Source organism: Blastopirellula retiformator, assembly GCF_007859755.1.
Taxonomy (GTDB): Bacteria; Planctomycetota; Planctomycetia; order Pirellulales; family Pirellulaceae; genus Blastopirellula; species Blastopirellula retiformator.
On the sequence record NZ_SJPF01000001.1, the window covers coordinates 1,494,776 to 1,507,494 of the forward strand.

The window sequence follows — 12,719 nt, forward strand, 5'->3', positions numbered from 1 at the left end:
TGTCGCCGCGACGCGCGGGTGTCAATCTTTGGAATGCGAAGTCTTAGGGGATTGTATAAAACCTGTCGCGTGTGTGCGCAAGATGGTTTCGACTTGCTCGCGTTGATCGGCGCGAACGCGGATTATCTTACGTATTCCATAGCAACTTATCTGCAGGTAGAGCGGATCAAACAATCCTCGTCGAATGACCTTCAGCCGTTGCCAGGGGACGACAAAGACGTTCCACAATAATCCGTTTTCGCACAACTGCGGGCCGTGCTTGAGCGGTGGCGATTCGGAAGCGGACATCAGCGCAGGCTTACTCCTGTTCGCGAACTAGTGATGTGGTTCGTCAATGAATTCCAGGCAATACTTTTTTAAGATCGCGACGACCTGATCGCGTCTTTCCCATTCGACCGGGAACTCCTACAGAATGGACTCGCCGATTTCCAGCATGGTTGGGTCGCGACGACTCCAGCGAACGGTCGTCAGCTTTTCCCAGGGACTGAAATAGGCCCCCCAGAGGATGCCGTGCTCGCGGAGCTGGGGATGCGGGAACGGGGAAACGCCGTAACCGAAGACCATTGCGGTGACGATGAACAGGAGTCCCATCTGCCCGAGCTCGGAGAAGGAGAAGGGGGCGTACACCGTTGGCAGGCTGCGCCCCCACAGGCCGGAAAACTCTACCAGGCAAGCGAACACCCAACCAAAAAAGCTGAGCCGCAGCGCCGCGATCGAGGTGCTCCAGGCGACTTTGTTGTTGAGGTTGAGCAACAACGCGCCGCTGCGGCGGTGCGCGAAATAGCGGGGCGCCAGCACCGCCGCGCCAAAAATGACGAAGCCGATCCCTAGGCTCACCAGCGCCGAAACGATCAGCGTCCACTCGTCCTGACCAAACCCGCGAGCCAGCGGCGCCATAATCCCGGCGACGACCGCCACGATCAACATCGCGCCTAGCAGATGCGCAATTTTAAATTGTGGTCCGGTCTCCGGCGTTTCTTCGTGCGTCGACATGAGGCGAGATGCGGTGGATTTAGGGAAAGCGATGGTTGCTAGTCTACCGCCGACTCTTCTCCCGCGGCAAACAGTTTCGGGCAGCGCTCACGCAAGATCGCTTCGACCTGATCCCGATCTTCGGCCGGTACCTTCAATTCGTTCACGCCGTATGAGCCGATTCGCAAGACGTCAGGATGAAGCGTGCTCCAGCGGGCGGTCGTCAGTTTTTCCCACGGGGTTAGCGACAGTTCGATCAACAGGCCCTTTTCCCGCAGCTGCGGCTTAGGGTTGGCCGCTGTCGCCATGATGCCGATCGCGGTGATGGCGGCGGCGACGCCGGTGATCGGCAGCAAGTGCTGAAGCCCGAGCGGAAACTGCTGGTACGTTGGCGTTTGAAACCAGAATGAGCTCAACGCGATGGGAACGCCAAAGATCAGCATCAGTACGCCTTCGCAGCCGACGCCAGACGCTGCCCAGCCAGCTGCGGCAGCGTTGGCCGGCAGCTCAAGCAGCAAATCGCCTGATCGTTTGCAAACCAAATAGCGAGGGTAATACGTAATCAAGACGCCAACGGCGATTCCCAGAAAGCCACCGCCGCTGACCGCACCGATGACTAACCAATGGTTGCGATTGAAATCGATCACAAACGGAGCGACCAGCGTGAAGGCGCCGCAGAGAATCGCGATCACCGCCAAGAGACAGCCGAGATCAAATTGCGGCGGCTTTTCGTTGGGCGGCTGGGGCGAGGTGGACATCGCTGGGCTGTCTGCTGCGGCTTTCGAGCAGTTTAGTCTTTGGCGTCATTGCTGGCGGTTTTGACGCGCAAGATCGCATCGATCTCGTCGCGCTGATCGCGGGAAACTTGAATCGTGGCGACCTGCATGTTTTTGGAATAGAACAGCAGCTTGTTCGGGTCAACGGATCCCCAGTTCCATCGCTGCAGCTGCTCCCAGGGGATGAACATAAAGCTATAGATCACCAGCCCGTTGTCGCACAATCGCGTTTGGTTGAAAGCCCGAAATTGCGAGCAGGCGTTAAAGGACATTTGGATCGGAATCAGGCAGTTCATGAGAAACCAGAAGTACAGGTTGGTCGGCGGGGCATGTTGCAGTTTGACTTGCATCAGGCCCAAAACCAAAACGATCGCGATCATCGAGGCGGCGAGAAAATAGTGAAAGAGTTCGCGAAACTTGCCGGTTGCAGGTCGAATGCTGATGAGAACGGGCCCCGATTGGCGGCGAACAGCAAGATGCCGCCGTTCAAACAGCAGCAGATAGATAGCGACGCCGATCGCCATGTACCCAAAATATCGCAACATCGCCAGCCATTCGGTAAAAGTCCATTGCCGCAGCCAGGGCGCCGCAATCGCCAGCGTAATCGCCATGACCACGACGATGACGCCGGCGTGGCGAAGTTGGAATTGCGATGGGCGGTCGATTGGCTGGGAATCGGTGGTCGACATGGGGTTCCAGCGAGCATTGGCGCCGCCAGGATCGCGGTCGAGCCAGAGTTGTTTTACGTGGTGATTTCAATATCGGTACAATCGAGCGAAAGGAACAGCGTTAACATAAGCGGGGTGGAGCGATCATGCAAGAAATAGGCGGGGGGCCGCCGGTTGTCCCCTGGAAAAGACGATGGACGCTGTTGGTCGCGCTAGTCTTGGCGTTTGCGGCGTTCAACTTCATCATGACCGGGCTCTGGCACTTGTCCGACGGGCGAGAGATGGCCTTTCCACATGGCGCCTACGTCGGGCTGTTTGTCGTGCAGATTGACCTGGTCGCCTTTTGGACGGCGCTTGGTACCGGGCGGATCATCGTCCGGCTCCCTTGGGCGCTGTTGGCGATTACGTTGGCCTACGTCATGCATCAGTCCGGCGCCAAGGTGTTCCTGCGGTACGACGTCTCCCTGGACCAGCAGATGCTGTTGGCCGCGATCTTGTTGTTCGGCTGGCTAGCGGCGACGCTGGGCCTGGCAGCCTATCGAGTGGTGACGCGGCGTTGCCTGGTGCTGCAGGGAACGACCGCCGAATCGTCGCGCAAATTCTATTTGCACCATTTAATCGTCGGTACGGCCCTGTGCAGCATGACGCTCGCGGTGCTCAATGCGTTTGGCTATCCGGTGACCCGCGTCAGGCATGTCGAGCCCCAACTGCTGTTCGCCCTTTGTTTCGCCGCCGCGATCAACTTGGTGACGATTGTGCCGGCGACCGCATTGGCGTTTCGTTTGTGGAAGATCTGGCCGTCGCGGTGGTTCGTCTTGGCCGGCATCTGCGGAGTCCTGACGTTGGTCGAAATGTTTACCTTTTGCGCCGTGTTGGGAATGCCTCCCAGTTTCCCACGAGCGCTGGTCTTTCTGGCCTTGGCCAACTTTGGGCAAGGGTTTGGTTTGTTGGGTGCGTTGCTTTTATTGCGAACCGCCGGTTACCAGTTGCAAACGGTCGACGGTCTAAGAAAGGAGATCAAACCTACGGACGAAGCGCAGCCGGCGACGGTCGACGCCGATCCGTGGACCGACGACGATTAGCGACGAAATGGGAAGCGGATGCAGCGGCAAACGACCCAGCAACAACAGCGGACGGCAGAGGACAGGCTCTTGATCGTTGGGGCATTGGCGACGCTCCTGGGATTTTCTAGCCTGTTTGAGCCGATGTTGTACGACGCGGCGCGTGACGGCGGTTGGACGCTCATGACGTGCTTTCCGATCGGACTTAGCTTAGTCAAGGTCGAGCTGATCGCGATCTATACCGGTATCGGCCCAGGGCGTTTGGGCGAGCGAATTGTTGTGGGGCTCGTCGCGGTGTTGGCGCTTTGCGTTTGCCGCGAGATGGGAACTGCCGCCTTGTTTCGCCCTGATCCGCGCGAACGGGAATTTATCGTTCCACTCATGGTTTTTACCTGGGGGACGCTTAGCTTGGGTCTCTCTATATTTCGCTTGGTGGCCCCGGTGCGACTTGCGCACAACAGCGTCCCCGAGCCAATTCGTACCATCTTTTCTTTGCGGCGTTTGCTGGGCGTGACGGCGCTCATCTCGGTAGCGCTAACGCTGCTGGTTTGGTTGGATGTCCCCTGGCAGGCATGGAGCCTTTGGATATTGTTGGCGGCGGCCATCGTCGCCGCACTGGGGTTAATGATTGTGATTCCGCTGATGATGATCCTACTGCGGCCTGTCTCGCAGCGGTTTTTCTGGCCGATTGCAAATGGGCTCCTCATCTTGGCTCTGTTCGGCATACCTTGGATCGCAATACTGACGTTTTGTTTGGGGAATGCAGGAGTTTGGCTCTTGCCGCTGCTTGCGCCGATTGTCGCGCAAATTGGCTGCTTGATCTTCTCGCTGTCGCTGCTCCGCCTGGCGGGGTATGATCTGCATGTTGACGATGTTCCAAAGTTGAGCGTCAAGGGCGTTGCGAAAAGGCGATTGACCGTGGAGATCGAGGATCCTTGGACGGAGGCAGAGTAACTCTTCAATCAAACGCCAGGGCGGAGCGAGATGGCCGAGCTTGAACAACAGGAAACAACATCCCAAACCTGGGGCAGCTGGCCGTTGGTTGCGCTGGCGGTTGGTTTCTTCTCGTTGGATCTCCTGGCCGCCTTTCTGCTGGATTTGACGAATAGCTACGATTTTCCCATCTCGGCAATCCTGGTATTTGGATTGTTGATCGTGCAGGTGCACCTGATAGCCGTATGGACCGTGATGGGCACGGGAAAGCTGGTGGTGCGGTTTCCTTGGATGGTGTTGGCGATCACGTTGTCCTACGTCTTGTTGCGAGTCGGCGCCGAAACGAATAACGGCAAGCCGATGCCGCCTGATGATCAGACGCTGTTTGCCGGCGTGTTGCTGTTCGGTTGGCTGACGGCGGCATGCTGGTTTTTCTGCTATCGGGCGATTACCGGCCAACGTCTGGTTCACTGCCGGCAGTCAGAGGTTGGAGGGGCGAAGTTTTTTCTGCGACATTTGATCATCGCGACCGCCGTGTGTGGTCTGACGCTGGCGGTTCTCAATTGGTTCGGCTATCCCATCGACCGCGCATTTCAAATTGACCCAACTTTTATTATCGTTTTGGCGATCTTTGCGATCGTCAACCAATTGATCGCCCTGCCGACGCTGGTCGCCGCGTTCCGCTCTTCGCCAGGCTGGTGGGTCCGTTTGCTGATTTTGTTTGGCACAGCAGCAACGGCGACTGCGGCGGAATTGGCCGGCCTGGTGTTTCTGGAGGACTTTTACGATTCAATTCCTCTGATGTACGCCGTTTACTTAACGACAAACCTGACGCAATGCTTCGCGCTGCTGGGGGCGCTGCTGTTGATCCGCGGTTGTGGTTATGAATTAAAACGCGCGCAGCGGGCGACCCGCAATCAAGAAGACGAAGCAAGAGATCAAGCCGACGTCATCGATCCCTGGACGGCAGTCGAATGAGTAGCGAGCCGATTGAGATTCCGACGCCGGACGAAGATACGCCCGAAACGCCATCGCCAGGCGGCGAACTGCATATCGGCAGAGTTGTCGTGCTGACCGCGATCATTCTCACGTTCGCCGCCAACACGTTTCTGATGCCGATGGCCTGGCCGGGAGCAGGCGATCTGGGGACCGTCTTTTTTCTCGGCGCAACCTTGGGCATGTTCATCGTCCAGCTTGATGTCGTTGGACTGTGGACCGCGATGGGGCCTGGCCGCGTCATCGTGCGGCTGCCCTGGGGAATGTTGGTGGTGACGGCGACCTACGTGATCCATCAGTTGGGAGTTTACCAGTCTTCGCATTTTCCGACTGCCGAGAGTGATCGGATGTTGTTGTTGGGGACGCTCGTTTGCGGATGGTTGGCGATCACCCTCTGTTTTGCCGCGCTTGGGCTGGTGTGGCGTTGGCGGCTATTGCCGGAAGGAGCGGCGGCCGATGGCGCCAGCCGGTTTCACCTGTGGCATTTGATCGTGGGGACGGCGCTGTGCGGGATGGCGCTGGCGCTGCTCAACTGGTTTGGTTACCCGCTCGCCAGTTTGGCGGACGTCAATTGGATTCCGCTGATCTTGCTGGGAGCGATCGCCGTCGTCAACTTATTGATGATCGTGCCGGCGCTGCTGGTCGCCTATGCAAACTCGTGGGCGGCGATCCGTCTGCTGCTGTTGGGCGGCTATTGCCTGGCCCTTAGCTTGGCGGAGTTTCTGGTGGTCGTCAGCATTCTGGGCTATCCGCCGGAACCGGCGAGATTTGGCGCGTTTCTAGTCGTCGCCAATCTAACGCAATGCTATGGTCTGATCTTGGTGATCTTTCTGTTTCGGCGCGTCGGTTATCAATTGCGCGTTGTCGACCGGGGGCGTCGTCCGGTAGAGAAAATGCCGAAGGTGGTGGTCGAGGCCGATCCTTGGTCGGATGACGAGGAGTGATCGTTGGAACGTGATGAAATGCACAGCGCGGTTTCAGAATCGACCTCCAATGAGAGAATCTAGCGGCTATCGCTATTGGCAAGTTTCTCGCCGCGCCGCTGGGATCCGATGTATTGCGGCCTAGTGGGACTCTTCTTGGTGCAACTCAACTTGATTGCGATTGGCGGGGCGCTGGGGCGGGGCCGTTGGCTAATTCGGATGCTGTGGTGCCTGTTGGCGATCGTGACGATCTTCTCCCTATTCTCGCTTGGCGCCTGGGTTCTCAACGGCGACCGGTTGAACTCCACCTTTAGCACCGCGATGGTCTATGGAATGGTTTTGAACGCGAGCCTGATCGGCATCGGGCTGTTGGCGTTTCGCGGCATGACCGGAAAGCGGCTTGCTTTCGGCGGAGCGGCGACGGCAACTTCAGCCAGGTTTTCCCTGCGGCAACTGATGGTCGTGACGGCGATACTTTGTGCGACGTTGGCCATGTTGGCCGCCACGAACTTTCAAGTTGGGAAGTTGCGCTTGTTGGAGTTTTCGATCTTGGTTCCGGCGGGGATCTTGGCGGCCATGGGGCTGGCCTATACGATTCCCGCGTTGGGGATCGTGTTCCGAAAGCTGCTCGGGCGAACCTTTGGTTTTCGGGGATCGCTTTCCTCTGTTTCGTGATGACGATGGTGTGGTTTTTGCTTGCTCTGGTCATGAATCCTCGGCTGGATCAACTGCCGATCATGATCCAGGTAACGCTCATTTTCAGCTGCGGACAGAGTCTCGGTCTCTGGCTGGCGCTATTGGCGGTTCGCGCCGCCGGGTTTGAATTGCGGACGGCTGAGAACGATCCGTTGGAGATTCCGCCGGAGTATCTCGCCGCCCGAGAAGCCGCCGCGCAAAAAGCGGCCGATCCCTGGACGGAGAACGAAGATCCAGCCAGCTAGCACCGCTATCGCTTCACGGCGGCGACAACCGTTTCACCTCTTATTTCAGGCGCCGCGGGCAAACCTTCGCCAACCGGCGCAGCTTTCCTCAAGCCGATCGCTAGACTGCGTCGAAGTTAAAATTGATCCCCCGAGCTGCGCGCGCACTTGGGCAATAGCTGGCACGCATTCGTCCCCCAAGATTTGCGATGGCGACCGGAACAGCCGACAACAACTCGAACCCTTCGCCGAAGCCGCGGCATCTGACGTGGCTCGAGGAAGGACTGTTCAATTGGATCGCCGATTGGGGCACGCTGGGGATTGAGTTCATCATCGCCGTCGGCGACATGTCGCTGTTTAGCTTGCGGACGGTGAAGTGGCTGTTTAATCGGCTGCCAAAACGCGAGACGCTGGTCCCCAACTTTTACCAGGTTGGCGTGATGAGCCTGCCGGTGGTGGCGCTGACCGGAACGTTCATCGGTATGGTGCTCGCCGTGCAAAGCTATTTCCAGTTCCGCCAACTCGGGCTGGAAACTCGGCTGGGTGCGGTGATCAACATGACGCTGGTCCGTGAACTAGGACCGGTGCTCGCCGCGACGATGCTGGCCGGCCGCGTCGGCAGCGCAATGGCGGCCGAGCTGGGGACGATGCGCGTCACCGAACAAATCGACGCGCTCGACAGTATGGGGACCAATCCGATTCATTATCTGGTGGTCCCGCGATTTATGGCTTGCGTGATTTTAATACCAGCTTTGACCGTGATGGCCGACTTCATGGGGTTTGTCGGCGGTTACTTTTACTCGGTCAATATCCTGGGGATCGATCAGCACTACTACATGTACAACTCCGAGCAGTTCGTGCAGTCGTGGGATATTTTCTATGGTCTAATCAAAAGCGTCTTCTTTGGCGGCACGATCGCCTTGGTCAGCTGCCATCGCGGGTTCCACTGCGAACCAGGCGCCGAAGGGGTCGGACGAGCGGCGACGGCCGCGTTCGTATATTCGTTCGTCTTTATCCTGGCGATCGATCTGGTGCTGGGGATCACGCTTGATTCGTTCCATAGCTGGATTTGGCCCGATCATAAAATGACGTTCTGAGGTAAACCTTGCACGCCCGGTTGGAAGAAGGAAACGCAGAGCCGATTCTCGATGTCGATTCGCTGCATGTGCAGTTCGGCGCTCAGACGGTGCTGCGCGATATCTCCATCAAGATTCCTCGCGGGCAAACGTTGGCGATCATCGGCGAAAGCGGCTGCGGCAAGACGGTGCTGCTGAAGACGTTGATCGCGCTGATCAAGCCGACCGAAGGGACGGTCGTGTTCGACGGCCAGAACCTGCACAAGATCTCGGAACGAGAACTGACCAAGCAGCGGATCCGCTATGGGTTCGTCTTTCAAGGCGCCGCGCTGTTCGACAGCATGACGATCGGGCAGAACGTCGCCTTTCCGCTAAAACAGCATACGAGCAAGCCAATCGAAGAGATCCGCGAGATCGTCTTCAACTTGCTGGCCGACGTCGGTTTGCCTGACTCGATCGTCTGGAAGAAGCCGGCCGAGTTGTCTGGCGGGATGCAGAAACGCGTCGGCCTGGCTCGCTCGCTGGCGCTGAAGCCGGAAGTGATGCTGTACGACGAGCCGACGACCGGGCTCGACCCGATCATGAGCGACGTGATCAACGAGTTGGTGTTGCGGACCCGCTCGCGTTATCCGGTGACCAGCATCGTGGTGACGCACGACATGCGGACTGCCCGGAAGACGGCCGACCGGGTGATCATGCTCTACCCGGCGAGTCGGTTGAAGGGAGACGAACCGCAGATCTTGTACGATGGTCCGCCGGAAGGGCTGGACGATTGCCAAGATCGCCGCGTGACGCAGTTTATCCACGGCGAGGCCGGGGAGCGTCTGATGGAAATGCGCGAAGCGGCGAGGGCGTAAGGCGACATGGACGATCGCATACTACAATTTCGCGTGGGAGTCGTGATGTTGGCGGCGCTGATGATCGCCGGCATCCTGCTGTTCCTGCTGGGCGAGTTCCCGACGCTGGTGACCGATCGCAACACGCTATACGTCGTCTTCGATCAGGCGCCCGGCGTGACGGTCGATACGCCGGTTCGCACTTCCGGCATCTTGATCGGCCGGGTCAGCGACGTCGCTCTGCAGGAAGATCGCGACGTGCTGGTGACTCTGAAGATCGATCGCAAGTACATGCCTCGCTCGAACGAAGTTTGCCGCATCGCGTCCGGCTCAATCCTCGGCGACGCGCTGCTGGAGTTTGTGCCTGGCGAACGACCAACGCAGGAAGTCACCGTTCTGCAGGACAAGGCGGTGATCGAAGGCCTGGTCGCCAACAATCCGCTCGATACGCTTCGCAATCTGGAAGGTCAGATGGCGACGGCGCTGACGACGATGGATTCTGCCGGACGCGAAGTCGGCGCCTTGGCACACAACGCTAACGAGGCGCTGCTGAACAATCGGGACCGCTTTGAGCGGATCATGCAGAAGTCGGAGTTGGCGCTCGATCGGTTCGACACCGCGATGCTGGCGGTCAACGATCTGGTCGCCGATCCGGAATTGAATCGACGGCTGCATGAAGCGCTGCAAGGCTTGCCCGAAACGCTCAACGAATCGCGCGACCTGATCGAGCGGATGAAAGGGGTGGTCGAAAGGGCGGACGTGAATCTCGAAAACCTGGAAGGCTTTACCGAGCCGCTTGGCGCCCGGGGCGAACAGCTGATCGCCAACCTGGAAACGAGCACCGAGAACCTGAGCGACATGATCGAGCAATTAGCTCGTTTGGCTCGCGCCGCCAACAACCCCGACGGGACGCTCGGTCAGCTGATGACCAATCCAGAACTCTACCAGCGGCTAAACGCCGCGGCTGACAACGTCCAAGAGGTCTCCGGCAAGCTACGGCCGATCATCAACGACGTCCGCGTCTTCACCGACAAGATCGCCCGCGACCCGCGGATCTTGGGTGTGAAAGGGGCGCTGAATCGGAATCAGTCGGGAATTAAGTAGGCGCCACGGATTCGGGATTCGGTGCTAATTCCGATCGTCAACATGGCAAGCGTTGCACGACTTCTTCAGCTTCGCCAGCTCGGCGGTCAAGCCGGTCGTCATACCGCTCTTCAGTTTCGCTTCGAGCGATGTTGCTATATCTTCCGACTCTTTCAGCAGCTGGCGAAACTTTAGGTCGTACTTGTCCGCCGGCAGCAGCCGTCCCGTTTCGTAGAGACCTTCCCGCATCAGCAGCGCTTCGTCATTTGGCGTCAGATCGGGATGATCGGCGGGCGTCTGCCAGTTCGCTTTGTCGATCAACACCAGGTTGTCGTAAACGCGATCGATATTGGCCATCGCGGCGGCTAGCGATTCGACTTTGGCCGCTTCAACCAGCATCGGCCGGGGCGCGTCGGCGGCGATTGGTTGGAACTGGTGGACGTTTTTCCAGAGCCCGGTATAGTCGCCGCTGGTGCCGGCTTGGTGCATGAACGCCTCGGCTTGGTCGGTCGTCAGCGAGCCGTCGGCCAGACAGGCGATTGCCACGCCGGCGGGGCCCCGATGTTTGCCGTGGTGGCAATGGAAGTAGATCGGGCCAGGATGTTGTTTCATCACTTCGGCCAGTTGCAGTTGAGCGTCGCGCGGTACGCCGTCGTAACCGAACGGGATGTGGACGTACTGGATACCATGCTTCTTGGCGGCGGCAATGTCGGGTTTGGCGCCATCGACCGAGACGACCACTTTGACGCCCAGTTTCTCTAGCGACTCAAAGCCTTCTTCGCCATGCGGTTGGCTGCCGCTGAGGACCCGCGGCGTCACTTGGAACAGATTGTGGACGCCTGGGGGATCAACCTGCTTCGCGGCGGGACCTGTCGGCGACGCCGGATTGGCGGCGAGCAAGACCGGCAGAAGTAGAAGCGGGGCAAGTTGCATGGCGAGCGTCTCGGCAAGATGAGTCGTAAGCTTGCGAACATTCTAGCCGGGGTCCGCGGGCGGTGCCAGTAAAACGCTGGTGCTGCAACTTCAATAGAAGACGTGTGCCGCTGCTGGCTTGTCCAGCAGTGGCACACGTAAGGAAAGCGATCCTACGATTTTTCGGAGGGCGTTTCGAGTTGCACTAGCGGTGGGTGCGGTTGGTTGACCGCTTCGCCATCTTTAATCGTGGGACGCCAGTTCTTTAGATCGAAGTGCCGGCCGTAGGCGCCGTAGTCATGGAAGGCGAACTTCTTCAGCAGCCAATAGGCCCAGCTTTTCTCCTTCACCTCGCGGCCTGGGTTGTACTGCGAAGGGCTGGTTTGCAGGTTGTCGAGTTCGGTATATGCAGCGCTGCGGGCGGTGGTGTCCTTGGCGTTGTGCTTGCGGGCGTAGTCGTTTAGCAGGTCCGGACGTTCCAGGATGATGCAGCCGCGGGTGTTGGTCGCGGCCAGATCGCGAAAGCCGCTCAGAAATTCTGATTCCTGGAAGACCTCTTTCAGTGGACGCTCGTCGTAGATTGACTCTTTGGCGAACTGAATCACCGGGCAAGGTTCGATATCGCCGTAAGGAGAAATGTGGTGCGTGAAGCCAGTCGCCGCTGGGCACAACGCGTTGCCGTCGGCGTCGTAGTAGGCGTCGATAATGGCGATCGGCTTCTTGCAACGCATCTCGACGACGAACTTGCGGGCCTGATATTGTTGCTCCGGCGTCAGAGCGAGTTGCGGGTTCGGTTCCGGCCCGACAATGCGATAGATGTGGTACCAGGCGTAAAAGACCCCCATCTCGATCAGCCGGTCGAGCCACTTCTCTTGCAGCAGGTCGTCAAAGTTGGTCTGGCAAAGACTCGTGCAGACGCCGGTCAGCAGTTTGTTGCGGGTACAGTTTTCGATCCCTTCCATCGACTTGCTGTAGACCCCGCCGCGACCGCGCCGCTCGTCGCTGATGATCTCGGTCCCTTCGATACTGATCAGCGGGGTGACGTTCCCCAGCTTGCGAAGCTTCTTGGCGACTTCGTCGGTGATGAAGTGCCCGTTGGTGAAGACCTGGAAGTAAGCGTCCTGATGTCGCTCGAAGATTTCGAGCAGATCAGCGTGCATGAACGGTTCTCCCCCCAGGATGCCGAAGAACGAATTTCCCATCGCCTTCGCCTGGTTTAGCAAACTGTCCATCGCGGCGACGTCAATCTTTTCCTGTTTGGCCGAAACGTCGACCCAGCAGCCCTGACAGCGCAGGTTGCAGCTGTTGATGACGGAGATATAGAGGAACGGCGGGAAGAACTCGCCTCGCTTGAGCCGCGATTTGTGCTTCACCACGCTGCGCAGCCCTTTGTAGCCCATTAGCCAGGCGAATTTGGCGACCAGGCGTTTGTCGGTTTCTAGCAGGGCTCGTTTGGCGAGTCGCAGGTACATAGGCTCAAGGGAATGGAGGAAGGAAGCGCGGGCCGAAAACCAGTCCTTCATTCTACCAGCTAGGGCCTTCGGAATACAGGAACGCCGCTCC

At 58.6% G+C, this 12,719-nt stretch carries 14 protein-coding genes; 9 read left to right on the top strand and 5 right to left on the bottom strand.

Annotated elements, in window-relative coordinates; all coding sequences use genetic code 11:
* Positions 1 to 405 precede the first annotated feature (405 nt).
* The 3 genes from Enr8_RS06215 to Enr8_RS06225 are packed head-to-tail and all read right to left on the bottom strand — an operon-like array spanning position 406 to position 2,437.
* A complete protein-coding gene (locus tag Enr8_RS06215) occupies positions 406 to 993 on the bottom strand; it encodes a hypothetical protein (RefSeq protein ID WP_146429710.1) in 588 nt (195 codons plus the stop codon).
* Positions 994 to 1,031: 38 nt separating this feature from the next.
* Positions 1,032 to 1,730 carry a hypothetical protein gene (locus Enr8_RS06220; RefSeq protein WP_146429711.1) on the bottom strand — a complete coding sequence of 233 codons (699 nt, stop codon included), beginning with the start codon at positions 1,728 to 1,730 and terminating at the stop codon, positions 1,032 to 1,034.
* A gap of 32 nt (positions 1,731 to 1,762) precedes the next feature.
* Positions 1,763 to 2,437 carry a DUF5673 domain-containing protein gene (locus Enr8_RS06225; protein ID WP_146429712.1) on the bottom strand — a complete coding sequence of 225 codons (675 nt, stop codon included), beginning with the start codon at positions 2,435 to 2,437 and terminating at the stop codon, positions 1,763 to 1,765.
* A 125-nt stretch (positions 2,438 to 2,562) separates the two neighbouring features.
* On the opposite strand from Enr8_RS06225, the gene Enr8_RS06230 reads away from it, so the two are divergent.
* From Enr8_RS06230 to Enr8_RS06270, 9 genes are all read left to right on the top strand, one after another.
* Positions 2,563 to 3,498, top strand: coding sequence for a hypothetical protein (locus Enr8_RS06230; protein ID WP_146429713.1), 936 nt, complete (start codon positions 2,563 to 2,565; stop codon positions 3,496 to 3,498).
* A 123-nt stretch (positions 3,499 to 3,621) separates the two neighbouring features.
* A complete protein-coding gene (locus tag Enr8_RS06235; RefSeq protein ID WP_146429714.1) occupies positions 3,622 to 4,431 on the top strand; it encodes a hypothetical protein in 810 nt (269 codons plus the stop codon).
* 30 nt (positions 4,432 to 4,461) lie between these two features.
* Entirely contained in the window at positions 4,462 to 5,388 is a 927-nt protein-coding gene (locus Enr8_RS06240) for a hypothetical protein (RefSeq protein ID WP_146429715.1), read from the top strand.
* Positions 5,385 to 6,350: a hypothetical protein gene (locus Enr8_RS06245; RefSeq protein ID WP_146429716.1), complete on the top strand. Its 966-nt coding sequence runs from the start codon at positions 5,385 to 5,387 to the stop codon at positions 6,348 to 6,350. The genes Enr8_RS06240 and Enr8_RS06245 overlap by 4 nt, the downstream gene beginning before the upstream one ends.
* Before the next feature lie 108 nt (positions 6,351 to 6,458).
* Entirely contained in the window at positions 6,459 to 7,004 is a 546-nt protein-coding gene (locus tag Enr8_RS06250) for a hypothetical protein (protein ID WP_222434801.1), read from the top strand.
* Between the two features lie 32 nt (positions 7,005 to 7,036).
* Positions 7,037 to 7,270 carry a hypothetical protein gene (locus Enr8_RS06255; RefSeq protein WP_146429718.1) on the top strand — a complete coding sequence of 78 codons (234 nt, stop codon included), beginning with the start codon at positions 7,037 to 7,039 and terminating at the stop codon, positions 7,268 to 7,270.
* Positions 7,271 to 7,458: 188 nt separating this feature from the next.
* Positions 7,459 to 8,346 (top strand): MlaE family ABC transporter permease, encoded by an 888-nt coding sequence (locus Enr8_RS06260; RefSeq protein ID WP_390620155.1) that lies wholly within the window; start codon positions 7,459 to 7,461, stop codon positions 8,344 to 8,346.
* Positions 8,347 to 8,354: 8 nt separating this feature from the next.
* Positions 8,355 to 9,182 carry an ABC transporter ATP-binding protein gene (locus Enr8_RS06265; protein ID WP_146429719.1) on the top strand — a complete coding sequence of 276 codons (828 nt, stop codon included), beginning with the start codon at positions 8,355 to 8,357 and terminating at the stop codon, positions 9,180 to 9,182.
* Positions 9,183 to 9,188: 6 nt separating this feature from the next.
* Positions 9,189 to 10,265, top strand: a complete 1,077-nt coding sequence (locus Enr8_RS06270; protein WP_146429720.1) for an MlaD family protein — start codon at positions 9,189 to 9,191, stop codon at positions 10,263 to 10,265.
* Positions 10,266 to 10,289: 24 nt separating this feature from the next.
* On the opposite strand, the gene Enr8_RS06275 is transcribed toward Enr8_RS06270, so the two are convergent.
* Together Enr8_RS06275 and Enr8_RS06280 are read right to left on the bottom strand one after the other, a co-directional pair.
* Complete coding sequence (locus Enr8_RS06275) at positions 10,290 to 11,177, bottom strand: protein-tyrosine phosphatase family protein (protein ID WP_146429721.1); 888 nt, start codon at positions 11,175 to 11,177, stop codon at positions 10,290 to 10,292.
* Positions 11,178 to 11,329: 152 nt separating this feature from the next.
* The gene (locus tag Enr8_RS06280; RefSeq protein ID WP_146429722.1) at positions 11,330 to 12,628 is read right to left on the bottom strand and encodes a radical SAM protein; all 1,299 of its coding nucleotides are present in this window, start codon (positions 12,626 to 12,628) and stop codon (positions 11,330 to 11,332) included.
* Positions 12,629 to 12,719: the final 91 nt, after the last annotated feature.

Bases quoted from the DNA above. Each gene is read 5' to 3' on its own strand.
- Enr8_RS06215 (WP_146429710.1), bottom strand. From the start codon at position 993: ATGTCGACGCACGAAGAAACGCCGGAGACCGGACCACAATTTAAAATT.
- Enr8_RS06220 (WP_146429711.1), bottom strand. From the start codon at position 1,730: ATGTCCACCTCGCCCCAGCCGCCCAACGAAAAGCCGCCGCAATTTGAT.
- Enr8_RS06225 (WP_146429712.1), bottom strand. From the start codon at position 2,437: ATGTCGACCACCGATTCCCAGCCAATCGACCGCCCATCGCAATTCCAA.
- Enr8_RS06230 (WP_146429713.1), top strand. From the start codon at position 2,563: ATGCAAGAAATAGGCGGGGGGCCGCCGGTTGTCCCCTGGAAAAGACGA.
- Enr8_RS06235 (WP_146429714.1), top strand. From the start codon at position 3,622: ATGTTGTACGACGCGGCGCGTGACGGCGGTTGGACGCTCATGACGTGC.
- Enr8_RS06240 (WP_146429715.1), top strand. From the start codon at position 4,462: ATGGCCGAGCTTGAACAACAGGAAACAACATCCCAAACCTGGGGCAGC.
- Enr8_RS06245 (WP_146429716.1), top strand. From the start codon at position 5,385: ATGAGTAGCGAGCCGATTGAGATTCCGACGCCGGACGAAGATACGCCC.
- Enr8_RS06250 (WP_222434801.1), top strand. From the start codon at position 6,459: ATGTATTGCGGCCTAGTGGGACTCTTCTTGGTGCAACTCAACTTGATT.
- Enr8_RS06255 (WP_146429718.1), top strand. From the start codon at position 7,037: ATGAATCCTCGGCTGGATCAACTGCCGATCATGATCCAGGTAACGCTC.
- Enr8_RS06260 (WP_390620155.1), top strand. From the start codon at position 7,459: ATGGCGACCGGAACAGCCGACAACAACTCGAACCCTTCGCCGAAGCCG.
- Enr8_RS06270 (WP_146429720.1), top strand. From the start codon at position 9,189: ATGGACGATCGCATACTACAATTTCGCGTGGGAGTCGTGATGTTGGCG.
- Enr8_RS06275 (WP_146429721.1), bottom strand. From the start codon at position 11,177: ATGCAACTTGCCCCGCTTCTACTTCTGCCGGTCTTGCTCGCCGCCAAT.
- Enr8_RS06280 (WP_146429722.1), bottom strand. From the start codon at position 12,628: ATGTACCTGCGACTCGCCAAACGAGCCCTGCTAGAAACCGACAAACGC.